21 protein-coding genes are annotated in these 24,089 nt (G+C 64.5%); 14 read left to right on the top strand and 7 right to left on the bottom strand.

Features of this window, described 5'->3' with window-relative positions; all coding sequences use genetic code 11:
• The first annotated feature begins 1 nt into the window (after position 1).
• The 7 genes from AC1VVM_RS12475 (at position 2) to AC1VVM_RS12445 (ending at position 7,122) form a co-directional block, all read left to right on the top strand.
• On the top strand, positions 2 to 1,138 hold the full coding sequence (locus AC1VVM_RS12475) for an ABC transporter permease (protein ID WP_482904173.1): 1,137 nt from the start codon (positions 2 to 4) through the stop codon (positions 1,136 to 1,138).
• 18 nt (positions 1,139 to 1,156) lie between these two features.
• Positions 1,157 to 2,671: an efflux transporter outer membrane subunit gene (locus AC1VVM_RS12470; RefSeq protein WP_482904172.1), complete on the top strand. Its 1,515-nt coding sequence runs from the start codon at positions 1,157 to 1,159 to the stop codon at positions 2,669 to 2,671.
• Between the two features lie 162 nt (positions 2,672 to 2,833).
• Positions 2,834 to 3,148 (top strand): FtsB family cell division protein, encoded by a 315-nt coding sequence (locus AC1VVM_RS12465; RefSeq protein ID WP_132385425.1) that lies wholly within the window; start codon positions 2,834 to 2,836, stop codon positions 3,146 to 3,148.
• Positions 3,149 to 3,329: 181 nt separating this feature from the next.
• Complete coding sequence (gene pdhA / locus AC1VVM_RS12460; protein ID WP_482904171.1) at positions 3,330 to 4,415, top strand: pyruvate dehydrogenase (acetyl-transferring) E1 component subunit alpha; 1,086 nt, start codon at positions 3,330 to 3,332, stop codon at positions 4,413 to 4,415.
• A complete protein-coding gene (locus tag AC1VVM_RS12455) occupies positions 4,415 to 5,776 on the top strand; it encodes a pyruvate dehydrogenase complex E1 component subunit beta (protein ID WP_132385423.1) in 1,362 nt (453 codons plus the stop codon). The genes pdhA and AC1VVM_RS12455 overlap by 1 nt, the downstream gene beginning before the upstream one ends.
• A gap of 117 nt (positions 5,777 to 5,893) precedes the next feature.
• A complete protein-coding gene (locus AC1VVM_RS12450) occupies positions 5,894 to 6,574 on the top strand; it encodes a hypothetical protein (RefSeq protein WP_482904170.1) in 681 nt (226 codons plus the stop codon).
• Between the two features lie 80 nt (positions 6,575 to 6,654).
• Positions 6,655 to 7,122, top strand: a complete 468-nt coding sequence (locus tag AC1VVM_RS12445) for an EF-hand domain-containing protein (protein ID WP_482904169.1) — start codon at positions 6,655 to 6,657, stop codon at positions 7,120 to 7,122.
• Between the two features lies 1 nt (position 7,123).
• Here AC1VVM_RS12445 and trmFO read toward each other — a convergent pair whose 3' ends face one another.
• The 3 genes from trmFO to gyrA form a co-directional block, all read right to left on the bottom strand.
• Positions 7,124 to 8,500 (bottom strand): methylenetetrahydrofolate--tRNA-(uracil(54)-C(5))-methyltransferase (FADH(2)-oxidizing) TrmFO, encoded by a 1,377-nt coding sequence (gene trmFO / locus AC1VVM_RS12440; RefSeq protein ID WP_482904168.1) that lies wholly within the window; start codon positions 8,498 to 8,500, stop codon positions 7,124 to 7,126.
• Positions 8,501 to 8,598: 98 nt separating this feature from the next.
• Positions 8,599 to 8,940 (bottom strand): DUF952 domain-containing protein, encoded by a 342-nt coding sequence (locus AC1VVM_RS12435; protein WP_482904167.1) that lies wholly within the window; start codon positions 8,938 to 8,940, stop codon positions 8,599 to 8,601.
• Complete coding sequence (gene gyrA / locus AC1VVM_RS12430; protein WP_482904166.1) at positions 8,937 to 11,729, bottom strand: DNA gyrase subunit A; 2,793 nt, start codon at positions 11,727 to 11,729, stop codon at positions 8,937 to 8,939. The genes AC1VVM_RS12435 and gyrA overlap by 4 nt, the downstream gene beginning before the upstream one ends.
• A gap of 319 nt (positions 11,730 to 12,048) precedes the next feature.
• Between gyrA and AC1VVM_RS12425 the strand changes: the two genes are divergently transcribed.
• Positions 12,049 to 13,380, top strand: a complete 1,332-nt coding sequence (locus AC1VVM_RS12425; RefSeq protein ID WP_132385417.1) for a hypothetical protein — start codon at positions 12,049 to 12,051, stop codon at positions 13,378 to 13,380.
• Positions 13,381 to 13,470: 90 nt separating this feature from the next.
• Here the strand turns inward: AC1VVM_RS12425 and AC1VVM_RS12420 are convergent, their stop codons facing one another.
• Positions 13,471 to 14,145: a carbonic anhydrase gene (locus AC1VVM_RS12420; RefSeq protein WP_132385416.1), complete on the bottom strand. Its 675-nt coding sequence runs from the start codon at positions 14,143 to 14,145 to the stop codon at positions 13,471 to 13,473.
• An 83-nt stretch (positions 14,146 to 14,228) separates the two neighbouring features.
• Between AC1VVM_RS12420 and lipA the strand changes: the two genes are divergently transcribed.
• The gene (lipA, locus tag AC1VVM_RS12415) at positions 14,229 to 15,185 is read left to right on the top strand and encodes a lipoyl synthase (protein ID WP_482956348.1); all 957 of its coding nucleotides are present in this window, start codon (positions 14,229 to 14,231) and stop codon (positions 15,183 to 15,185) included.
• A 40-nt stretch (positions 15,186 to 15,225) separates the two neighbouring features.
• A complete protein-coding gene (locus AC1VVM_RS12410) occupies positions 15,226 to 15,672 on the top strand; it encodes a type II toxin-antitoxin system RatA family toxin (protein ID WP_132385415.1) in 447 nt (148 codons plus the stop codon).
• A gap of 93 nt (positions 15,673 to 15,765) precedes the next feature.
• Here AC1VVM_RS12410 and AC1VVM_RS12405 read toward each other — a convergent pair whose 3' ends face one another.
• The 3 genes from AC1VVM_RS12405 to AC1VVM_RS12395 are packed head-to-tail and all read right to left on the bottom strand — an operon-like array spanning position 15,766 to position 18,048.
• On the bottom strand, positions 15,766 to 16,275 hold the full coding sequence (locus AC1VVM_RS12405; RefSeq protein WP_482904165.1) for a CinA family protein: 510 nt from the start codon (positions 16,273 to 16,275) through the stop codon (positions 15,766 to 15,768).
• A 1-nt stretch (position 16,276) separates the two neighbouring features.
• Positions 16,277 to 16,852: a hypothetical protein gene (locus AC1VVM_RS12400; protein WP_482904164.1), complete on the bottom strand. Its 576-nt coding sequence runs from the start codon at positions 16,850 to 16,852 to the stop codon at positions 16,277 to 16,279.
• A gap of 11 nt (positions 16,853 to 16,863) precedes the next feature.
• Positions 16,864 to 18,048, bottom strand: coding sequence for a bifunctional 2-C-methyl-D-erythritol 4-phosphate cytidylyltransferase/2-C-methyl-D-erythritol 2,4-cyclodiphosphate synthase (locus AC1VVM_RS12395; RefSeq protein ID WP_482904163.1), 1,185 nt, complete (start codon positions 18,046 to 18,048; stop codon positions 16,864 to 16,866).
• A 117-nt stretch (positions 18,049 to 18,165) separates the two neighbouring features.
• On the opposite strand from AC1VVM_RS12395, the gene dusB reads away from it, so the two are divergent.
• The 4 genes from dusB to AC1VVM_RS12375 are packed head-to-tail and all read left to right on the top strand — an operon-like array spanning position 18,166 to position 24,082.
• Positions 18,166 to 19,209, top strand: a complete 1,044-nt coding sequence (dusB, locus tag AC1VVM_RS12390) for a tRNA dihydrouridine synthase DusB (protein ID WP_482904162.1) — start codon at positions 18,166 to 18,168, stop codon at positions 19,207 to 19,209.
• Positions 19,206 to 20,348, top strand: a complete 1,143-nt coding sequence (locus tag AC1VVM_RS12385) for a two-component system sensor histidine kinase NtrB (protein ID WP_482904161.1) — start codon at positions 19,206 to 19,208, stop codon at positions 20,346 to 20,348. Before dusB ends, AC1VVM_RS12385 begins: the two co-directional genes overlap by 4 nt.
• Positions 20,345 to 21,790: a sigma 54-interacting transcriptional regulator gene (locus AC1VVM_RS12380; protein ID WP_482904160.1), complete on the top strand. Its 1,446-nt coding sequence runs from the start codon at positions 20,345 to 20,347 to the stop codon at positions 21,788 to 21,790. Before AC1VVM_RS12385 ends, AC1VVM_RS12380 begins: the two co-directional genes overlap by 4 nt.
• 60 nt (positions 21,791 to 21,850) lie before the next feature.
• Entirely contained in the window at positions 21,851 to 24,082 is a 2,232-nt protein-coding gene (locus AC1VVM_RS12375) for a sensor histidine kinase (RefSeq protein ID WP_482904159.1), read from the top strand.
• Positions 24,083 to 24,089 lie beyond the last annotated feature (7 nt).

Here is a 24,089-nt window from a genome sequence, read left to right as displayed (position 1 = left end):
GATGGCCCCGGCCCCAAATCGCTTTCCAAATCGCGCCGTTGCATGGCTGGCCGAAGTCGCCTTCCTGTTCCGCAAGGAAGTGCTGGCGCTGTTCAAGGACCCGGCCAATCGCATCATCCTGTTCGCGCCGGCCTTCATCCAGACGCTGCTGTTCGGCTACGGCGCGATCCTCGATCTTCAGCATGTGCCCTATGCGCTGTTGGACCAGAGCCGAGGGCAGGCGGCGAGCGAACTGATCGCGCGACTGGACGGCACCGGCGTATTCTCGCGGCAGGCGACGCTGGACAACACCAACCAGATCGCGCCGCTGATAGACCGCCAGAAAGTACTCATGGCGATCACGATCCCCGCCGATTTCGATCGACGACTGGCGAGCGGCGAGGATGCGCCGGTGCAGGTCGTGTTCGATGGGCGCAATTCGACGACGGCGGGCTCGGCAGCGGCCTATGTCGCCTCGGTCGTGCAAGCGTTCAACGCCTCGCGCAGCGGCGTGCAAGGTGTGACCGTGGTGCGCCGCGCCTGGTTCAATCCCAATCTCGAATCGCGCTGGCAGATATTGCCCGCCATGATTGCAACCCTGTCGATGTTGCAAACGATGCTGCTCGCCGCGCTTTCGGTCGCCCGCGAGCGGGAGCAGGGGACGTTCGATCAGTTGCTGGTCACGCCGATGACGCCGCTCCAGATCCTGGTGGGCAAGGCGCTGCCCTCGATCGTCGTAGGCTTGCTCCAGTCGACCATCGTGTTGCTGATCGTGCTCCTCTGGTTCCGGGTGCCGATGAGCGGTTCGCCCTTTTTGCTCTATTTCGGGCTACTCTGCTTCAATATCGCATCGGTGGGTATCGGCATGACGCTTTCGGCCTTCGCGCTGAACATGCAGCAGGCGATGCTCTTCTCGTTCATGCTGATCATGCCGCTGACGCTGCTTTCCGGCATGCTCACACCGATCCGCAACATGCCCCTGGTGCTTCAGTACGTTACATATGTGAACCCGCTGAGATTCGGCGTTGCCATCGTGCGCCGGGTCTATCTCGAAGGGGCCGGGCTTGGCGAGATCGCCCCCAATTTCCTGCCTTTGCTGGCCGTGGCGGCGGTTACGTTGCCGCTTTCGGCGTGGCTGTTCCGTCATCGGCTTGCCTGAATGCGAGGATATCCTGCCATGTCTCGTGCCCGGATCAACGCCTGTCTCCCGCTCGCGGCCGTGCTGGCGATCAGCCTTGGCGCGTCCGGCTGCACGGTCGGGCCCAACTTCAAGGCGCCCGTAGCAGAGGCTCCGAACGACTGGTCACAATGGCGCAGTGGAACCGGCGATGTGGTGGCCATCCCTGCCGGCGCGCAGGCCATGCCGGCCGAGTGGTGGACCCTGCTTGGCGATCCCGTGCTGAACGATCTCGAACGCCGCGCGCTTGCCGCCAGTCCCGATCTACGGACGGCAGCGCTCCATTTTGCTCAAGCCCGCGCCCAGCGCGGTGAGGTCGCTTCCGAGGGGCTGCCACAAGTCAACGGAAGCGCCAGCGTCACGCGCGAACGGATGAGCGAATACGGCGCATCGACCCGCCTCTTTGACATACTGGCGGGAGACAATCGCAATCAGCTTGCCCAGTACCTCGCCCGGCCATTTACGCTCTTTCAGGGCGGTTTCGATGCAGGTTGGGAGATCGACCTGTGGGGCAAGGTTCGCCGCTCGGTCGAAGCGGCCGATGCCAATGTCGCCGGGCAGGGGGCGCTGCTCGATTTGACGCGGCTCTCGGTCACCGCCGAAGTGGCACAGGCCTATTTCGCGATGCGCAGCGCGCAGGCGCAAGGCGCGGTTGCCGGGGAGGATATCGCCCTGCTCAAGGACCGCGTGGGGCTGGTCGGTGCCCGCGTCGATGGCGGGATGAACGATCACACCGCGATCGAGAGCGATCAGGCCAGCTTGCGCGCGTCGGAGGCGAATCTGCCCGCGCTTCAGGCGGAGGCGGCTGTGCAGGCCAACCGCATCGCGCTGGCTCTGGGCGTTCAGCCGGGAACGCTGCGGGACGAATTGAAACCGGCCGCGATGGGGCCGGTGCCTCCCGCACTGCCCGACCTGTCGCTGGGCCTGCCGTCCGAAGTGGCGCTGCGCCGGCCGGACGTGCGCGCGGCGGAGGCCAAGCTCCATGCGGCGACGGCGCAGATCGGCGTCGCGACCGCCGATCTCTATCCCACCATTACGCTGGGCGGTGGTTTCGGCCTGGAAAGCTACCGTTCGCAGAACCTGTTCGATTGGGCGAGCCGCACCTGGCAGATCGGCCCGAGCCTCAGCCTGCCGATATTCGACGGCGGCCGCCGCCGCGCGACAGTGGAGTTGCGCAAGCTGGAGCAGCGCGCGGCAGCGGTGAACTTCCAGGTTGCGGTACTCAAGGCGTGGCAGGAGATCGACGATGCGCTCACCGGCTACACGGCCGACTGGCAAGCGCGCGAGCGCCTGTCCCAGCGCCTAGAACATGCGCGCGCCAATGCCGAACTGGTGGAGGCGCGATACAAAGGGGGGCAGGTCAACTACCTTCCGGTGATCGACGCTCGCCGCGCGGTTCTGGCGGCAACGCGCGAACTCGACGACAGTGACGCCCGCCTGCGCACCCGTCTCGCTGCGATCAACAAGGCTATCGGTAATGTTCCGCCGTCCGCTCCGCAGTCGGCAATGCGATGACCGATCGCGCTAGGCGCGCAGGGTTTGGATCCGGATAAGAGTTATCAACACTTATATCGACGGTTTTGCGGTGCAATGATCCCTCTGGACCTGTCGCTAAAGAGTGCGAATCGCGTAATATTCGTACTTGCAACGCGGAATCACTTGTGATTCTATCACGGCATGAGGGCCATGCGTCACGACACCAACCTTGCGAAGGAGCGTTTGGTACAGGGTTCTGCCCTGGCCTTGCTGCTGCTCATGGGCGGCTTCGCTATTGCGGGGCCCAGCGGCGTGCTGGCGTGGGGTGAAAACCAGCGGCTGCTGGAGCAACGGCGAGAGAAGCTGGCCGAGCTTGAAAGCCAGCGCGATCACCTCAAAAACCGCGTGGCCCTGCTGGATTCGCGCAAGGTTGATCCGGATCTTGCCGGCGAACTTCTGCGTGCCAATCTGAATGTCGCGCGCCCTGACGAAATGGTCATGCTGATCAAGCGCTGACTTTCCGTCGGTTTTCGGGCTTAGGTATTGGCCCGGCTCGATTTCCATGCTGCGATGCAACATTTCCATTTGCCATAATTTTTGTGCTGAATACGGCAAATTTCCGTCATCGTGCTTTCGATTTCCGCGCGGCGTCCTATAAGCGGCGAGAAATCAATCGCACCAACGATGGGGAGTCCCGTTGCCCAAAGCCAAGAGTGACGCCGGGTCCGGCGCCGAGCCAGCCGCAGTACCGGCACAGGACGAAGACTTTGCGCTGCACAGCCTCCAGGAATCACTGGAAGCCGACAAGCGCTACACGCCCAGCAAGGAAGAACTGCTCCACTTCTATGAGCAGATGTTGCTCATTCGCCGCTTCGAGGAAAAGGCGGGCCAGCTTTACGGCCTCGGCCTGATCGGCGGTTTCTGCCATCTCTACATCGGCCAGGAAGCCGTTGCCGTGGGCCTTCAGTCCGCGCTCGATTCCAACCGCGACTCGGTCATCACCGGTTATCGCGATCATGGCCATATGCTTGCCTACGGCATCGATCCCAAGCTGATCATGGCCGAGCTGACCGGCCGTGCGGCCGGCATCTCGCGCGGCAAGGGCGGCTCGATGCACATGTTTAGCGTGGACCATAAGTTCTACGGCGGACACGGCATTGTCGGTGCGCAGGTCTCGCTCGGCGCGGGCCTCGCTTTCGCGCACAAGTACCGTGAAGACGGCGGCGTCGCGATGGCCTACTTCGGCGACGGCGCGGCCAACCAGGGCCAGGTCTACGAGAGCTTCAACATGGCGGCTCTCTGGAAGCTCCCGATCATCTTCGTGATCGAGAACAACGGCTATGCCATGGGCACCGCCGTGAAGCGCGGCTCGGCCGAGACGCATTTCTATCGTCGCGGCACCGCGTTCCGGATTCCCGGCATGCAGGTCGACGGCATGGACGTGCTCGAAGTCCGCAAGGCAGCCGAAGTGGCGCTCGAATACGTGCGTGCGGGCAATGGCCCGGTGCTCATGGAGCTGAATACCTACCGCTATCGTGGCCACTCGATGTCGGACCCGGCGAAGTATCGCAGCCGCGAGGAAGTGCAGGACGTGCGTGAGAAGCGCGACCCGATCGACCACGCGAAGACCGAGCTGCTGGCCCTGGGCGTGGACGAAGCCGCGCTCAAGGAAATCGACAAGCGCGTCCGCGCTGCCGTGGCGGAATCGGCCGACTTTGCCGAAAATTCGCCCGAACCCGAAGCTGCTGAACTCTATACTGACGTCCTGGTGGAGCGCTACTGATGGCGATCGAACTCAAGATGCCGGCGCTCTCTCCGACGATGGAAGAGGGCAAGCTTGCCCGCTGGCTGGTGAAGGAAGGCGACGAAGTCACTTCGGGTGACATCCTCGCCGAAATCGAGACCGACAAGGCCACGATGGAATTCGAATCCATCGATGAAGGCACCATCGGCAAGATCCTCGTGCCCGAAGGTACCGAGGGTGTGAAGGTCGGCACCGTGATTGCCGTTCTCGCTGGCGAGGGCGAGGACGCTTCGGCGGTTTCCGCCCCCGCTCCGAAGGCAGAGGCTGCCCCCGCAGCCGAAGCCGCGCCCGCTGCTGCCGCTTCGGCGCCGGCTCCGGTCGCTGCGAAGAAGGATCCCGAGATCCCCTTCGGCACCAACATGAAGACCTCGACCGTTCGTGAAGCTCTGCGCGACGCCATGGCCGAGGAAATGCGCCGCGACGACCGCATCTTCGTGATGGGTGAGGAAGTGGCCGAGTACCAGGGCGCCTACAAGGTGACCCAGGGGCTGCTTGAAGAATTCGGCCCGCGCCGCGTGATCGACACGCCGATCACCGAATACGGCTTTGCCGGCATCGGCACCGGCGCCGCCATGGGCGGCCTGCGTCCGATCATCGAGTTCATGACGTTCAACTTCGCCATGCAGGCGATCGACCACATCATCAACTCGGCGGCCAAGACCAACTACATGTCGGGCGGCCAGATGCGTTGCCCCATCGTGTTCCGCGGTCCGAACGGTGCGGCCTCGCGCGTGGGTGCGCAGCACTCGCAGAACTACGGTCCGTGGTATGCCAACGTCCCCGGCCTGATCGTGATCGCGCCTTACGACGCTTCGGACGCCAAGGGCCTGCTCAAGGCAGCCATCCGTAGCGAAGATCCGGTCGTTTTCCTTGAGAACGAGCTGATCTACGGTCGCACGTTCGAACTGCCCGAACTCGACGATCACGTCCTGCCGATCGGCAAGGCGCGCATCATGCGTGAAGGCAAGGACGTGACCATCGTGTCTTACTCGATCGGCGTCGGCCTCGCGCTCGAAGCCGCCGAGCAGCTGGCTGGCGAGGGCATCGATGCCGAAGTCATCGACCTGCGCACCCTGCGCCCGCTCGACAAGGAAACGGTGCTGGCCAGCCTTGCGAAGACCAACCGCATCGTGGTTGCCGAAGAAGGTTTCCCGGTCTGCTCGATCGCTTCGGAAATCTCGGCGATCTGCATGGAGGACGGCTTCGACGACCTCGATGCCCCGGTGGTCCGCGTCTGCAACGAGGACGTGCCGCTGCCTTACGCGGCGAACCTCGAAAAGCTCGCGCTGATCGACACGCCGCGCATCGTCGAGGCAGTGCGCAAGGTCTGCTATCGTTAAGGCCCTGGTGCCGATTTGGCGTAAGCGCTGACAAGTAAGACGGCGGCGAAGCGAAGGCTTCGCCGCCGTTTTGCGTTACGGGCTTGCGCGGCAGACCATGGGGGCTAGAGAGGCCTCGTGTCCGAGCTATCCGCCCCCGAAAGTCGTCCCGAAGACCTGCTCCTTCCCGCATTGCCGCAGACCATGCGGCTTGCGCTGGCCTATGCGCCGTCGCGCGCAAGGTTGCCGACGCTGGCGTTGCTGGCGCTCGATCAGCGGCTTGCGGGCCTGCTTCGGCACTCGCGAGAACCTATGATGGCGCAGATCCGTCTCGCCTGGTGGCGCGAGACGCTGGCGCGCGATGCCAGCGAATGGCCGGAGGGCGAGCCCTTGCTGGCCGCGCTTCGAAGCTGGAATGGCGCGCATACGGCTCTCGTGGCGCTTGTCGACGGTTGGGAAGCGCTGACCGGGGAAGCGCCGCTGGCTCCCTCTGCGCTGGAAGAGATGGTCGATGGCCGCGCCGCTGCCTTTGCGGGCCTTGCTCATGCACTGGGCCATGAGGGGGAGGCTGAGGCCGCACGAACTCTCGGACGGCGCTGGGCACTGGCCGACCTCGCGACGAAGCTGAACCATCCGGGCGAAAGCGTGGTCGTGCGCCGTCTCGCCCAGGCCGAACAGGAGCGACCCGCGCGGGTGTCACGCGCGCTCAGGCCGCTTGCGGTGCTGGAAGGGCTGGCGCGCGAGAACATGATGAGCGGCGGGCAAGGCTCGGCGCGAACCGTGCTCAAGGCCATGCGGATCGGCCTGCTCGGTCGCTGAATTTGCAGCGATAACAGACATGTAATTTCCCTGAGGCGCGAAGCCGAGTGGATAAGCCGCGCAATTTCAGGGAGATTGCGATGCAGCGCTTCATCCTCGGCGGCGAGACGGTGCTACTGCTGCTGTCGCTGGGACTGTTCTGGTGGCAAGGGCGTGCCGAAGTGGAAAAGGCGGCGCCGCCTCCGGTCGCGGCCAAGCCGCAGCCTCATCCGACCGACATTCCCAGTGCCGATCTTGAAAATCTGGCGGGTCCGGAACTGCCCGAAGCGACGCCGCTCACCCGGGAGCAGCGCCGCTTCGCGCGTTACGATTTCAACCGCAACGGCAAGATCAGCCGTCAGGAAATGTCGTCGACCCGTACCGCGGCATTCCGCAAGCTCGACAAGGACGGCAACAATCTGCTGACTTTCGAGGAATGGGCCTTGGCGACGATCGACAAGTTCGACCGTGCCGATGCCAACCACGACGAGATCCTGACCCCGGACGAATTCCGCGCGACCGCGCCGCCCCCTCCCAAGCCGAAACCGAAGTGTTCGTGCAAACCCTGAGTTATGCGGGCGTCAGGTCTGCCAGCCAGGGGGCGATCTCTTCCTTGGCGCGCTCGGTATAGGCTTCCTTGCGCTGCTTCTTCTTCACGTCATGGAGCGGCGGGAAGAGGCCGAAGTTGACGTTCATCGGCTGATAATGCTCGGCTTCGGCATCGCCGGTGATGTGCGAGAGCAGGGCGCCGAGCGCGGTCGTGCGTGGCGGGGCCTGCCATTCGCGACCCGTCAGTTCGGTCGCCGTCATCAGGCCGGCCATCAGGCCGACCGCCGCGCTTTCGACATAGCCTTCGCAACCGGTGATCTGGCCCGCGAAGCGCACGTGCGGCGCGGTCTTCAGGCGCAGCTGGCGGTCGAGCAGGACCGGCGAATTGATGAAAGTGTTGCGATGCAGGCCGCCGAGACGTGCGAATTCGGCGTTCTCAAGGCCCGGAATCGTGCGGAACAGGCGCACCTGCTCGGCATGCTTCAGCTTGGTCTGGAAGCCGACCATGTTCCACAGCGTGCCTAGCTTGTTGTCCTGCCGCAGCTGGACGACGGCATAGGCCCAGCGGCCATTCGGGTGTTCAGGCGTGGCCCAGTGCGGATTGTCCAGCCCGACCGGCTTCATCGGCCCGAAACGCAGTGTTTCAACGCCGCGTTCGGCCATGACTTCGATCGGCATGCAGCCATCGAAGTAGGGCGTATTCGCTTCCCATTCCTTGAAGGCCGTTTTCTCGCCATCGAGAAGTGCCTGATGGAAGGCAAGGTACTGCTCCTTGTTCATCGGGCAGTTGATGTAGTCCTTGGTCTCGCCGCCCAATTTCGAAGGCTTGTCCCAGCGCGAGGCCATCCAGCACACATCCATGTCGATCGACTCGCGATAGACGATGGGGGCAATGGCGTCGAAGAAGGCCAGGCTGTCGGCTCCGGTCGCCGCGCCGATGCTGTGGGCCAGCGATTCGGCGGTCAGCGGGCCGGTGGCGACGATCGTGGTGCCTGCTTGCGGCAGCACGTCGATCCGTTCGCGCACGACGTCGAGGTTGGGCAGGGCGGCAAGCCGCGATTCCACTTCGGCCGAGAAGGCGTCGCGGTCGACTGCGAGCGCGGAACCGGCGGGAACCTGCGCCTTGGCCGCCGCCGCCATGATCAGCGAATCGCAGCGGCGCATCTCGTGGTGGAGCAGGCCGACCGCATTCTTCTCGTCGTCGTCGGAGCGGAAGGAATTGGAGCAGACCAGTTCGGCCAGGCCATCGCCCTGATGGGCCGGGCTTCTTTCGCCGCCCTTGTCCGCGGACGCGCCGCGCATTTCCGAGAGGCGAACCTTGAAGCCGCGACGGGCAAGCTGCCAGGCGGCTTCGCTGCCAGCCAGGCCGCCGCCGATGATGTGAACGTCATAAGTCATGGCGGTTGCGCCTAGACCTTTGCGGCGCGATGGGGAAGGGCAAGGTCATCCCCGGTGAGTGCGCATCCGCGCAGCCTTCGGCGTTTCAGGCCGAAAATTCAGGCCGGAAAGAGCAGCTTGCCGTCCTCGGCATAAGTGACAGGAGCGTGCGCAACGACGGCCGACAACGGCAGATCTGCGTAGATATGCGGAAAAAGTGCGCCGCCGCGCGAGACTTCCCACTTCACCGCATCGCCGAGCACATTCAGATCAACGGCGGCAAGGGCGAGGCCGGTCTGGCCGGAAAAGTGCTTTTCCAGCGTTTCCTGAGCCTGCGCGGCAGTGGACATGTGAATGTAACCGTCGGCCTTGTCGATCGGTGCGCCGGTGAAAACCCCTTCGGCGAGCAGCTGCTGGAGCTGCTCGCCGGTCAGGATCTTGTAGGCGATCGAGTCGCTCACGCTTCGGTTTCCGGCGTCTCGTCCGGAGTTTCCGGTGCATCGGATGCGCCGGCTTCGATTTCGGTGCCTTCGCCTTCGACGACATCCTCATCGGCCTCGTCGAGACGCACCGCGCTCACCACATGCTCATCGCCGGAGACGTTGAACAGGCGCACGCCGGCCGAGCCGCGACCGATTACGCGGAGCGAATCGAGCGGCAGGCGGATCAGCTTGGCCTGATCGGTAACCAGCATGAGCTGGTCGGCACGAGTCGCCGGGAAGCTGGCGACAACCGGACCGTTGCGGGCGATGTTGTCGATATTGGTGATGCCCTGACCGCCACGGCCGGTGCGACGGTACTCGTAGGCCGAGGACAGCTTGCCGTAACCGTTGGCGCAGACCGTGAGGATGAACTGCTCCTTTTCGACAAGGTAGTCGAAACGCTCGGCGTCGAGCGAGCTTTCGCCTTCCTTCTCGCCCTTCCAGGGTGCGAAGCGGAGGTAAGCCTCGCGCTCTTCCTGGTCCTGCACGCCGACGCGGTGCAGGATCGAGAGCGAGATGACCTCGTCATCGTCCTTCAGCGTCATGGCCTTCACGCCCGTGGACGTACGGCTTGCGAATTCGCGCACCAGATCGCCGGCGAAGCGGATGGCCTTGCCCTGACGGCTTGCCAGCAGAACGTCGTCCGAGTGCGAGAGCAAGGCCACGCCGATCAGACGATCGTCGTTGGGCGTGCCGTCCGCATCGGGCTCGAACTTCATCGCGAACTTGCCGTTCGACGGGATGTTCGCGAAGGCGTCCATCGAGTTGCGGCGCACATTGCCCTTGGCCGTCGCGAAGACGACCGAGAGCTTGCTCCACTCCTTCTCGTCTTCGGGGAGGGCGAGAACGGTCTGGATCGTCTCGTCCTTGTCCAGTGCGGGCAGGAGGTTGACGATCGGGCGGCCACGCGTGGTCGGGCCGCCTTCAGGCAGCTTGTAGACCTTGAGGCGATAGACTTTGCCGGCGGTCGAGAAGAACAGCACCGGGTTGTGCGTGGACGTGACGAACATCGTCGTCACCACGTCCTCGTCCTTCGTCGCCATGCCGGCGCGGCCCTTGCCGCCACGGTTCTGAGCGCGGAAGGTCGAGAGCGGGGTGCGCTTGATATAGCCGTCCATGGTCACGGTAACGACCATGTCCTCGCGCTCGATCAGGTCCTCGTCCTCGATGCCCTCGGCAGCGCCGGTCAGCACCGACACGCGCGAAGTGGCATAGAGTTCGCGCACGGCGACCAGTTCGCCGCGCATGACGCCGTAAAGCTTCACGCGGTCGGCGAGGATCGAGAGGTATTCCTCGATCGCGGTGGCCAGTTCCTTGAGCTCGTCGCCGATCTCGTCGCGGCCCAGCGCCGTCAGGCGGTGCAGGCGCAAGTCGAGGATCGCCTTCACCTGGATCTCGGACAGGCGGTAGGATCCGCCATCCTGCTCGGCGCTGGGCTCGATCGCCTCGACGAGGCGGATATAGGGCGCGATATCGCCGATCGGCCATTCGCGCGTCAGCAGGCGGGACCGTGCCTCTGCCGGATTCGGCGCGCTGCGGATGATCTTCACCACTTCGTCGAGGTTCGAAACCGCGACGACGAGGCCCAGCAAGATATGCGCCCGGTCACGCGCCTTGTTCAGTTCGAACTTGGTGCGGCGGGTGATGACCTCCTCACGGAACTGGATGAAGGCCTGGATGATATCGCGCAGGTTGAGGACTTCGGGGCGGCCGTTCTTGATGGCCAGCATGTTGGCCGCGAAGTTCGACTGCGCCGGGGTGTTGCGCCAGAGCTGGTTGAGCACGACTTCCGGCGTGGCATCGCGCTTGAGGTCGATGACGACGCGCATGCCTTCGCGGTTCGATTCGTCGCGGATGTCCGCAACGCCGTCGATCCGCTTGTCCTTGGCGGCTTCGGCGATCTTCTCGACGAGGCCGGCCTTGCCCACCTGATAGGGAATCGAGGTCAGCACGATCGAGCGGCGATCGCCGCGGCCTTCCTCGATCTCATGGCGGCAGCGCATGATGATCGAGCCGCGACCAGTGAGGTACGCATTGCGCGCACCGCCCTGGCCGAGGATCAGAGGCGCGGTCGGGAAGTCCGGCCCCGGGATGATCTGGATCAGTTCCTCGATCGTGACCGCCGGATTGTCGATCATGGCAAGGCAGCCATCGATCACTTCGCCGAGGTTGTGCGGCGGAATGTTTGTGGCCATGCCGACGGCGATACCGCCGGCGCCATTGATCAGCAGGTTCGGGAAACGCGCCGGCAACACGGTCGGCTCGCTTTCGGAACCGTCGTAGTTGTCCGCGAAGTCGACCGTGGCCTTTTCGATATCGGCCAGAAGCTCGTTCGACACCTTGTCGAGACGCGCTTCGGTGTAACGCATGGCGGCCGGCGGATCGGGGTCCATCGAACCGAAGTTGCCTTGGCCGTCGATCAGCGGAACGCGGAGCGACCACGGCTGCGTCATGCGCGCCAGCGCGTCGTAGATCGCGCTGTCACCATGCGGGTGATACTTACCCATGACGTCACCGACGATGCGGCTCGACTTGCGGTAAGGACGCCCGGCAACATAGCCTGCTTCGTGGCAGCTATAGAGAATGCGGCGGTGCACGGGCTTGAGGCCGTCGCGCACGTCCGGAAGCGCGCGGCTCACGATCACGCTCATCGCGTAATCGAGATAGCTCGTCTTCATCTCATCGACGATGTCGATGCGGGTGTATTCGCCTTCGGGACCGGGGTGTCCGGGACCGTTCTGCTCTGGAATGTCGGTGTCGTCGCTCACGCGCTGGATCGTTCGTTGCTGCGGGACAAGGGATGATGGATCGCCCTAGGGCATGCGTAAGGCGAAAGCCACCGGAACGCGCTGGGCGAGGGGGTCAAGCGTTCCTTTTTCCACACTTATGGAGTGTGCGGAGCAAACCGGCGCGCTGCAAACCCGGAAAGCTTGCGACGAAACGCATTCAATCAGCGTTAAGCGGCGTACATCTAATCGGGCGCCGAGGTTGCCAAGCGACCATTTCGACGCCAAACCGGCGCGGCGCTTTATGCGGTGCCGCTGTTCGCGGCGCGACCGTATGTGTCTTGTTGAGGAGTTGGCCTTGATGGCTCGCAAGTTCCTGATTTCCCGAATTGCCCTCGCCGTGGCCCTGAGTGGCGGCATGGCGGTTGCCATGGTGCCGGCTGCGGCGTCCGCCAAGGACGCCAAGAAGGCAGACGCGGCCAAGTACTCGGATGCCTTCATCAAGGCTGCCGGTCCCATTGAAAAGGCCGTCAACGCGGCAACTGCGGCGCTTCCGCAGGGCGCAGGTCCGGATGCTTTCCCGGCCGCCAAGTCGAGCATCGACACCGCGCTCGGCGGCAACGGCAAGGCTGCGATGGAAGCCGCCATTCCCAGCGCGACGACGCCTGACGACAAGCTTGCGCTTGGTCAGCTGATCCGCACCTATGGCGTGCTCGCGCAGGACCTCGCGTTCAAGCAGAGCGGCGTGCAGATGATGATCGCGAGCGGCAAGATCCCGGCGACTTCGGCCGGTTCGACCTACTTCGACGCGGGCGTCAACGCTTTCAACCTCAAGGACTACGCCAATGCGGCGACGTACCTGAAGCAGGCCAAGGACGCCGGCTATCAGGATCCGCAGGGCCAGCTCGACATGATTCTGGCGGAATCCTACAAGCGCGGCAACAACCCCGAAGCCGCGATGGCGATGGCCAAGGCCGACATCGACGCGGCCCGCGCCAAGGGCGTCGCGCCCAGCGAATCTTCGCTGCGCAGCGTTCTCCAGCAGGCTTACAACGCCAAGCAGCTTGATGCTTCGGCCGAATATGCCGGGCTGCTGGTGCAGTATTATCCGCGCGACGAGACGTGGAATATTTCGACCTCGATCGTGCGCCAGTTGGGCTCGTTCGACAAGTCGGACAACCTTGACCTCATGCGCCTGATGTTCATCAGCGGCGGCATGAAGGACAAGCGCGACTACTTCGAATACCTCGAAGATGCCGATCCGCGCGCCTATCCGGGTGAAGCGCTCAAGGTCATGGACCAGGGCCTTGCCAAGGGCCTGCTGACCCAGGCTGAAGTGGGTGCGGACCGCGCCAACAGCGCCTCGCGCGTTCCTGCCGACAAGGCTTCGCTGCCCGCAACCGAGCGTGATGCCCTGAAGCCCGGCGCCACTGCCGCGCAGGTGATGACCGCTGCGGACGTGTTCCTCAGCTACAGCCAGTACGACAAGGCCGAAGAACTCTTCAAGGCCGCGCTCGCCAAGCCCGGCGTCGATGCCAACAAAGCCAATCTGCGCCTCGGCATGGCGCAGGCGATGCAGGGCAAGAACGCTGAAGCGCAGGCGACCCTTGCCAAGGTTACCGACAAGCGTTCGTCGATCGCCAAGCTGTGGTCGGCCTATGCTGCCGGCAAGGGTGCACGCCCGGCTGCCTGATCCCGCGGTTGCGGTGCAAAATGAAAGGGCGGCGGGTTATCCCCGCCTCCCTTTTCGTTTGCTGTCGATTGTTCGCCGGGTGGGCGATCGTCAGCGAACCGGTGCGAACTTTCCGGTGTCGTCGTCCATCAGGTGCAGTTCGCCATCGGAAATCGCGAAGAACGTGCCGCGCAGCTTGAGTTCGCCGTTCTTTACCTTGTGGCGCACGCAAGGGAAGGTCATCAGGTTGTCGAGGCTGACGCGCACCGCGGCCTGTTCCATCTCGCGCTCGGCCGGGCGGCCCGTGATGCCGAACTCGGCCGCGACCGGGGCGCGGGCGTCGTCGAGCATGGATATCCAGTCGGCGATGAATCCGCCTTCACCCGGCTCGGTTCCACGCAGTTCCTGTGTGAGGGCCGCCTTGCAGCCGCCGCACATGCCGTGGCCCATGACGACGATTTCCTTCACCTTCAGCACCTGCACCGCAAATTCGAGCGCGGCGGAGACGCCGTGATGGCCGGGATTGGTCTCGAAGGGCGGCACCAGCGCAGCGACATTGCGGACCACGAAGATTTCACCGGGATCGACGTCGAAGATCTGCGAGGGATCCACGCGGCTGTCCGAACAGGCGACGATCATGATTTCCGGCTGCTGGCCTTCGCTGAGGCGGGCCCAACGCTCGCGATGCGGGGTCCAGCCCGAGTCGCGGAAGCGGCGATATCCGGCGATCAGGTTGTCGAGGACGCGGTTTTCTGGAGCGTTTGATTCTGTGGGTGAAACGGTCATCGGGTCCTCCATTGATGCGCACGCAACCCATAGAGCGGATATTCGCACTGGCAAGCCGGCAAGCTTGCGACTATCTGGGCCCCATGAACGACCTCTCCTCCGTGCCGAGCCCCGAGCAGAAGCCTGAACGTCAGCGCAAGCCCGACTGGATCCGCGTCAAGGCGCCGACCAGCAAGGAATATGGCGAAACTCGCCAGCTCATGCGCGATCTCAAGCTTAATACGGTTTGCGAAGAGGCGGCATGTCCGAACATCGGCGAGTGCTGGACCAAGAAGCACGCCACGGTGATGATTCTGGGCGACACCTGCACGCGCGCCTGTGCGTTCTGCAATGTGAAGACCGGCATGCCCGGCCGCGTCGATCCGCTTGAGCCCGAGCATGTGGCCGAACTGGCCGTGAAGACGGGCCTTGAGCACATCGTCATCACCTCGGTCGATCGCGACGATCTTCCCGATGGCGGCGCCAACCAGTTCGTGAAGGTGATTCAGGCCCTGCGCGCCGCGACGCCCAACACGACCATCGAGATTCTGACGCCCGATTTCCGGGGCAAGATGCGCCGCGCGGTCGAGGCGATCGTGGCCGCGGGTCCGGACGTCTACAACCACAATCTGGAAACCGTGCCCCGGCTCTATCCGACCATTCGCCCGGGTGCGCGTTACTATGCCTCGCTGCGTTTGCTGGAAGAGGTGAAGGCGCATAACCCGCTGATCTTCACCAAGTCCGGCGTGATGCTGGGCCTCGGTGAAGAGCGTTTGGAAGTTCATCAGGTGATGGATGACATGCGCTGCGCCGACATCGATTTCCTGACCATGGGCCAGTACCTGCGCCCGACGCCGAAGCATGCGGAGGTCAAGGAATTCGTCACGCCCAACGCGTTTGATGCCTATGGCGCCATCGCCCGCGCCAAGGGCTTCCTGCAGGTTGCATCCTCGCCGTTGACGCGTTCGAGCTACCATGCGGGCAAGGACTTCGCCGAAATGCGCGCCGCGCGCGAGGCCAAGCTGGCGAAGGCCGCATCCGGGGCCGGAGCGGCCCGTTGATGCTCCGTACCTCCAAAGCAGCGACGACCAAGGCCTGACCGTGCCCGGAATTCACGAAGTCTACCGGCTGCCTTATAGCGCCGAACAGATGTTCGACCTCGTCGCCGACGTGGGTCGTTATCAGGAATTCCTGCCCTGGGTGGTGGCCACGCGCGTCAAGTCCGATACCGGGACCGAGATGATCGCGGACATGTTGGTGGGCTTCAAGGCACTGCGGGAGAAGTTCACCTCACGCGTCGAGAAGGTTCGTCCGCGCGAGATCAAAGTCCACTATGTCGATGGCCCGATGAAGGACCTCGACAACTGCTGGACCTTCCATCCGGTCGACGCGCATAGCTGCGACGTGGAGTTCGACGTGCGCTTCAGCTTCCGCAACGCCCTGTTCGAGAAGCTGGCCGGGCAGTATTTCGACAAGGCTTTCCGCAAGATGGTGGCCGCCTTCGAAGCGCGGGCGCACGATCTCTACGGGGAACCGCAGACCAGCTGAGCAGCCTGCGGCCGCCCAGTTTCGGTCAATTTTCCCAGCGGCACCTAAAGTGACCCAAGGCGTAGCTTGGGATCACCTAACCCGGTTTTGCAGTCACTCGCTGCCCGGCAGCAGCAGTTCGAGCGCGATGAGCGCGGCCTGATGCCGGATTTCGGCGCGGCCGGTGCCATCGAGCTGCTTTTGCTCCGCATTCACATCTTCCTCACCGCGCTCCGCACGGGCGAAGACCACGGTGCCGACCGGCTTGAACTCGCTGCCGCCATCAGGCCCGGCGATACCACTGATCGCGACGGCGACGTCGGCACGGCTGTGGGTGATTGCACCTTGGGCCATCGCCCAGGCCGTCGCCGGGGAGACCGCGCCCAACGTGTCGATGATGTCGGCGGGCACGCCGAGCTGTTCCTGCTTGGCCTCGTTCGAATACGTGATGAACCCGCGATCGAGCACCGCGGACGAGCCCGGCACTTCGGTGAGCGCGGCGCAGACGAGCCCGCCGGTGCAGCTTTCCGCCACGGCGACCTTGCGCCCGATCGCCTTGTTCTCGGTAATCACGCGCTCCGCGAGGTCGTAGAGATCCTGCGGGAAGAGGATGATGTTCGGCATGTCAGTCCTTGCAAAGGGTCAGCCCGGCGATCCTGGCCTTGTCCCCGACATCGGCGGGGGCAATGTCCCGGGCCTTGGCGGTGGCTTCGACGATCAGGGCGATCAGTCCGGCAGTGTTCTCGGGCGGCAGGGGCGACAGCAGGTCGATCGCGAGATCGATGCGGTCGCATGATTTGAGCGGAAGGTTCTGCGAGACCAGCCCTTCGACAGTGATGTCGACGAGCGGGCGCAGCGAATCGTCAGGCAGGTTGCGTGCGAACTTGGCTACGTCCGCGCTCTGGCCTTCGCCGAGCTTGAGGAAGGCGGCCTTGGCTTCGGGCCAGTAGCGGCCCTTTTGCGAGGCGTAGCGGGCCACCAGCTCGTCACTATGTGTGCGCAGATAGGCATTGGCGGGCAGCACTTGCTGGCAGCGCTTGGACGTGCCCGATATGACTTGCGGCAGCGCGTAGCTGAACAGCGCCTGCGCCTCGCCGCGGGTCAGGCAGGTCGCTTCGGCGGCCTGCGCCATGCCGGGCACCAGCGCCATGACGGGCGCGAGCAGGGCCGCAGTGAGCGACAGGATCTTGCGATGGGCCATGTTGAGCGCTCCTAGATCCGGACGAGGCTGATCGCCGCCTGTGCGGCAATGCCTTCGGCTCGTCCGGTGAAACCCAGTTTCTCGGTAGTGGTTGCCTTGACGCTGATCGCGGCGATGTCTGCGCCGAGGATTTCCGCGAGTCTTGCGCGCATGGCCTGCCGGTGCGGGCCGATCTTGGGCGCCTCGCAGATGATCGTCACGTCGGCATTGGCCAGCATGTAGCCGGCCTCGCCCACCAGCTTTCCGGCATGCGCCAGGAAGCGGTCGGACGCGGCGCCTTTCCATTGCGGATCGCTCGGCGGGAAGTGCTGGCCGATGTCACCCGCGCCGATTGCGCCCAGCAGCGCATCGACGAGAGCATGGATGGCCACGTCCGCGTCGCTGTGGCCGGAGAGGCCGTGCGTATGGTCGATCTTCACGCCGCAGAGCCAGAGTTCCTCGCCCGCTTCGAGGCGGTGGACGTCGTAGCCTGTGCCGACGCGGATCGGCGGCGTGGAAGGGGTGAAGTCGGCGGCGAAAGTCAGCTTGTGCAAGGCTTCGTCTCCTTCGACGAGCGCGATTTCGAGACCGCCCGCCTGTGCTACCTGAGCATCGTCCCCGGCGGTGGCGGCGCCTTCCCACGCCCGGTGGGCGGCGAGGATCCCGGCGAATCGGAAGGCCTGAGGGGTCTGCACCCGCCGCAAGGCTTCGCGGCGGGCCGGGGCGCCCATCGTTTCGCCGCTATCGCCGCATTCGGCGTGGGCAAGGCTGTCGACCACCGGCAAGACCGGGATCGCACCGTCATGATGCCCGAGGGCGGCGGTCAGCCGGTCGATGACGGCAGCGGGCAGGATCGGACGGGCGGCGTCGTGGATGAGCACGAGGTCGGGCGCGGAACCCGCCAGAACTTCAAGGCCGAGTCGCACCGATTCCTGCCGCGAGGCACCACCCGTGGTTAGCTGGATGTCCTTGATCCCGGCGAGAATTTCGCGAACCAGCGCATCGGCGCCTTCGGGGATAGCCACCATGATCGGCGCAACGCCTGCGCCGCTGAGCGCCTCGACCGAATGGCGAAGCACCGGCTTGCCGCGCCAGAGCGCGAACTGCTTGGGCAAAGGCTGCCCGGCCCGGAGGCCCTGACCGGCGGCAACGACGATCGCTGCCACCTTTTGCCCGTCTTCAGTTCGCTGGTGCGGAATTGTCTGGTCGTGCGACATTGTGCTCGCCGGTAATCGCTTGCCGTCGTGAGGGCAATCCACTATGCGCTGCCTGTTTTTTAGGCACGCTGCGTTTTCAGGGCACGTGACATTTTTAAGGCAATTTCGAGCTCGCTTATGAACGAACTTCCCACGCCACCGGCGGTCACGCCGATCGAGGTCGGACCGGTAAGGATCGACTGCCCGGTCGTGCTCGCGCCGATGACGGGGGTTTCGGACCTGCCGTTCCGGCGCATGGTCCGTAGCTTCGGTTCGGGCCTCAATGTCACCGAGATGATTGCCAGCCCGGCTGCCATCCGTGAGACCCGCGTTTCGCTTCAGAAGGCGATGTGGGATCCGGTAGAAGACCCGGTTTCGATGCAGCTTGTCGGTTGCGATCCGGAACAGATGGGCGAGGCGGCCAAGCTGGTCGAAGATCGCGGCGCGGCCATTATCGACATCAACATGGGCTGCCCGGTGCGCAAGGTCGTCAACGGCGATGCCGGCTCGGCACTGATGCGCGACGTGCCGCTGGCGAGGCACCTGATCGAGGCCACGGTCAAGGCCGTGAAAGTGCCTGTCACCGTCAAGATGCGCATGGGCTGGTGTCATGACAGCCTGAACGCCCCGGAGCTCGCACGCATTGCCGAGGATCTGGGCGCGAAGATGATTACCGTGCACGGCCGCACCCGCAACCAGATGTACAAGGGCTCTGCCGACTGGAGCTTCGTGCGCAAGGTGAAGGACGCGGTTTCGATCCCTGTCATCGTCAATGGCGACATCTGCGAGATCGGCGATGCCGCCACGGCGCTGGAGCAATCCGGCGCGGACGGCCTGATGATCGGGCGCGGTGCCTATGGCAAGCCCTGGGCTCTTGCGCAGGTCATGCAGTGGTGGCGCGGCAACGGCCTGCTTGCGGAGCCCGGCTTCGGCGCGCAGTACGAGATCATCCGCGAACATTACGAAGAGATGCTCTCCCACTACGGCCGCGAAACCGGCGTGAAGATGGCGCGCAAGCATCTTGGTTGGTACGTAAAGGGCATCAAGGGATCGGCCGAGTTCCGCAACCGCGTGAACTTTGTTGACGATCCCGACGTGGTTCTGGCCATGCTGGCCGAATTCTATGCGCCATTCCGGGATGAGCCGCGCGAGGCGAACGTCCTGCAACGCCAGGCCGCATGAACCTCGCGCCGGTCAATGCACGACCGGATGTCGGGCGGCTCATGGCCAGCCTGCCGCTCGCCGTTGTCGTGCTTGAACCCGGCCTCAGGATCGCGTCGCTCAATCCGGCGGCGGAGCAGTTTTTCGGCCAGTCGCTGCGGCGTCTTACCGGTAGTCCGCTGCGCGATGTGATGACGGTGCCTGACGGGCGTCTGCTGGAGCGGCTCGACGATTACGAGACGCCGGTTTCCGCGCGCGAAGTCACGGTTTCGATCCGGGGACGCGGCGTGCGGCGGATCGACGTGAACGTCGCGCCGGTTGCCGATACGCCGGGCTGGCAGGTGCTGACGATCCACGACAACAGCGCGACCGAGGCCATGGGCGACGATTCGGGAAGTGCAGACAATGCTGTCCTGCGCGGTCCCGAGATCATGGCGCATGAGATCAAGAACCCGCTGGCGGCCATTCGCGGTGCCGCGCAGCTGCTTTCGCGCCATGCGGGTGAGCGGGACATTGCGCTTACCGAACTGATTACGTCCGAAGTCGACCGCATCGCCAATCTGATCGAGCGCATGCAGAAGCTGTCGCGCCGGACCACGCCGCCGGTCGAACCCTGCAACCTGCACGAGGCCGCGCGCCGCGCGATCGACGTGATCGCGACGGCGCATGAAAGCACGGCCCGTAAAAACACGGCAACGGCCGTACGCATCGTCGAGGAATTCGATCCTTCGCTGCCTGCCGTTCTCGGCAGTTCAGACGCGCTGGTGCAGGTGATCATCAACCTCGTTTCCAATGCGCGCGAGGCCTGCCAAGGCGAAGCGGAGCCGCGCGTGGTGATCCGCACGCGGTTTGCCAGCGGCCTTCAGCTTCACACCACCGATTCGGGCGAGCCGGTGCGGCTTCCCGTCGAACTGCGCGTGACCGACAACGGCCCCGGCGTCGATGCGGCGATGCGCGATCATATCTTCGAGCCCTTCGTCACCACCAAGAAGGCGGGACAGGGGCTTGGCCTGCCGCTGGTGCGCAAACTCGTTCGCGACATGAACGGGCGCATCACGCACGAGCGCGACGACGAGGCGGGGCTCACGCATTTCCGCGTGCACCTGCCGCTGGCGCGCGAAACGCGCGGGCGGGCAAGCAGGAGGAAGGTCGCGCCATGAGTGTTCTGCTGGTCGAGGACGACGTCTCGATCGCCATCGTCATTACCGCTGCGCTTGAGGCGGAGGGGTTCTCCGTTGTCCATTGCCAGACCATCGCCGAGCGCGACCAGATGCTGGAAGATGGCTGCTTCGACGCGCTCGTCACCGATGTCATGCTGCCTGACGGCGACGGTATCGAGACGATAGGCCGCGTGCGCGATGCTCATCCGATGATGCCGATCATCATCCTCTCCGCACAGAACACGCTCGATACCGCCGTGCGGGCGAGCGATACCGGCGCCTTCGAATACTTCCCGAAGCCGTTCGACATCGACGAACTGGCGCGCACGGTCCGCCAGGCGGCGGGGGCGGGGAAGGGGCTTTCCCCCGCAGGCGACGAGCCGCTGGGCGACGGGTTGCCGCTGGTTGGCCGCAGTGTCGCCATGCAGTCCGTGTTCCGGATGATTACCCGGGTGCTGCGCAACGATCTGACCGTGCTGATCCTGGGCGAATCGGGAACCGGCAAGGAACTCGTGGCCGAGGCGATCCATAATCTGGGGCACCGCCGGGGTGGGCCGTTCATAGCGGTCAATACGGCCGCGATCCCTGCCGATCTCATTGAAAGCGAGCTTTTCGGTCATGAAAAGGGCGCCTTCACCGGCGCTGTCGCGCGCCATGTCGGCAAGTTCGAGCAGGCTTCGGGCGGTACGCTGTTTCTCGATGAGATCGGCGACATGCCGATGCAGGCGCAGACCCGGCTGCTGCGCGCGCTCCAGTCGGGCACCGTACGGCGCGTGGGCGGGCGCGAGGAAGTGCGGCTCGATGTCCGCATCGTGGCGGCCACCAACAAGGATCTCGAACCCGAGATCGCCGCCGGGCGCTTCCGCGAGGACCTCTATTACCGCCTCAATGTCGTGCCGATCCACATGCCGCCGCTGCGCGAGCGGCGGGACGACATCGATGTGCTGGCCCGGCATTTTCTCCAGCTTGCCGCTGGGGAAGGGCTGCCGCGCCGCCAGCTCAGCCCGGAGGCGGCGCAATTGCTGGCGCGGCAGGCGTGGCGCGGCAATGTCCGCGAACTGAAGAACTTCATCTACCGCCTCGCGCTGCTCGCGCGTGAGGACCTGATCGATACCGAGAGCGTGCAGGCCCTGCTCGTGCCCGAAGGCGCTGTCCCGGCCAATGGCTCCGGCCATGCACCGGACGACTGGAGCGGCACGGACAGCGGCGACGGAATCGCCGATGCCGTGTCGCGCTGGCTCGCGGCCGAGCGGCCCGCCAGCGGAACGATCTACGAAGCCGCCGTGGCGGCTTTTGAGCGTCCGCTGTTCTCGGAAGTGCTCCGTGAAACCGGCGGCAACCAGCTGCGCGCGGCACAGGCATTGGGCATAAATCGCAACACCTTGCGCAAGCGCCTCAGCGAACTCGCGCTCGATCCTGAGGAATTCACCCGTCGTTCATGATCCAGCCTTGATGGATTTGCTCTTGCAAACCGGCAACACTAGCGTTGTAACTTGGCCACGATGAGCGAAATCAAGGTCCGCAAGCGCGCTTGGCCGCGTTGGTGGCGGCGTGTCCAGATTGCGGCACGCCGGGCGAACTTCTTTGCCGTGATGGAAGTGGTCTCGGTCCTCGCCTTCCTGCTCGGCATGACGGCGGCGACCTGGATGGCGCTGGACAACGGGGACGACAAGCGCGCCCTGCTGCCTTCCAATCTCACGGCCACGCTGCTGATCGGAACACTGGTTCCGGCCATGGCGATCCTCGTGCTGTTCGGGCGCCGCATCGCCCTGCGCCGCGCGGCAGAACACATTGGCGGCACCGGGCAGATGCACGTCCGCATGGTGTTCATCTTCTCGCTGATCGCCGCGGTGCCGACGCTGCTGGTGGTGGTCTTCGCCTCGTGGCTGTTCCAGTCCGGCGTCGAGTTCTGGTTCTCCGATTCCTCGCGGGGGCTGCTGGAAAACGCCAACAAGCTGGCACGTGGCTATTACGAGCAGACGCAGCGGGACGTAGGCTACGAATCGGTCGCGATGGCGCAGGACACGCGCGTCATGCTGGGCGAATATCCGGTCGCGAGCCGCGAATTTCAGGCCTTCTTCGCCGATCAGGTGTTCCGCCGGAACCTTTCCGTCGCCGCGCTGATCCAGGTGGCCGGAGACGGCAGCCAGCGCACGCCAATCATTGTCGATCCGGATGGAAAGTCCGATTCCAAGCGGATCGGGCAGGACGTGCAGCAGCGGCTCCAGAAGGGCGAGCCCTACGTCGTGACCACCGATGCAAACCGGATCGTCGCGGCCGTGCCGATCGAGCGGCAATCCGGCGTCTATCTCTATGCCGCCCGAAGCAACGACCTGCTGGCGCTGAGTCAGGGCCAACGCGCGGAGAACGCGGAAAATATCGTTCAGGCCTACGAGGTTCTGACCAGTCGCGCCCGGGTGTTGCAATTACGCTTCAACATCGCGCTGTTCATCGCTTCGCTGGCGCTGGTCGGGCTGGCGGTGTGGGTCGCGCTGCGGTTCGCGGACCGGCAGGTCAAGCCGCTCTACGAACTGGTCGACGCCGCGCGGACCGTGGGCAGCGGCAACTTCGCGCTGCGGCTTGAAGGGCGTACCGGTACGGACGAGATCGGCCTACTCAACCGCGCGTTCAACCGCATGACGGCGCAGCTAGAGAAGCAGACCCAGGCGCTGCTGGGGGCCAATCGCCAGCTTCACGAACGCCGCGTGTTTATCGAGGCCGTGCTCGAATCGGTGACCTCGGGGATCATCTCGGTCGACAATCAACGGCGGATCCTGCTGATGAACAGCACCGCCTTGAAGCTGCTGACCGATCTTCCGCAGGCGCCCGAAGACTTGCCGCTGGACGATCTGGCGCCGCAGTTCGCCGCGCTGATCGACCAGAGCAGTTCGGGCGGGCTCGTCCAGTATCACCGCAAGGGCGATCTGCTGACTTTCGCTGTGAAGGTGACCCGCGATGCCACCGGCCACGTGCTCACGTTCGAGGATATCACGCGGCAATTGCTCGACCAGCGCACTGCTGCATGGTCGGACGTGGCGCGCCGCATCGCGCATGAGATCAAGAACCCGCTGACCCCGATCCAGCTGGCGACCGAGCGCCTCAGCCGCCGCTATCGCAAGCAGATCATCGACGATCCCGAACTGTTCGAAGACCTTACCCGCACGATCATCCGGCAGGTGGGCGAGCTTCGCAAGATGGTGGACGAGTTCTCCTCGTTCGCGCGCCTGCCGAAGCCGGTGTTCCGCAACGAGGACCCGGTCGCGCTGACGCGGCAGGCTTTGTTCCTTCAGGAAGTGGCCCGGCCCGATATCAACTTCCGCTTCACCAGCGATCCCGACATCGGCAGCATCGATTGCGACCGCCACCAGTTCGGGCAGGCGATGACCAACGTGCTCAAGAACGCGGTGGAGGCGATCGAGGCCAAGGCCAAGGATGCGCCGGAAGGCTATCACGGAACTATCGCCGTCGGGGTCGATGCACTGCCCGAAGCGATCCTCGTGCGCGTGGCCGACAACGGCATCGGACTCACGCAGGACCGTGAGCGGATCATCGAACCCTATGTCACCACGCGCGAAAAGGGCACCGGCCTCGGCCTCGCCATCGTCAACAAGATCATCGAGGAGCATGGCGGCGAAATGCAGTTCCTGCCGACCCCCGGCGGCGGCACCACGGTAACCATGCGCTTCGCCATCGATCCGACGGCCCAGGCGCGCAAGGCGGAGGCCGCCGAATGAATTCAGC

The organism is Novosphingobium sp. BL-S-33, from assembly GCF_056857025.1.
This window is presented reverse-complemented; position numbering and strand designations above follow the sequence as displayed.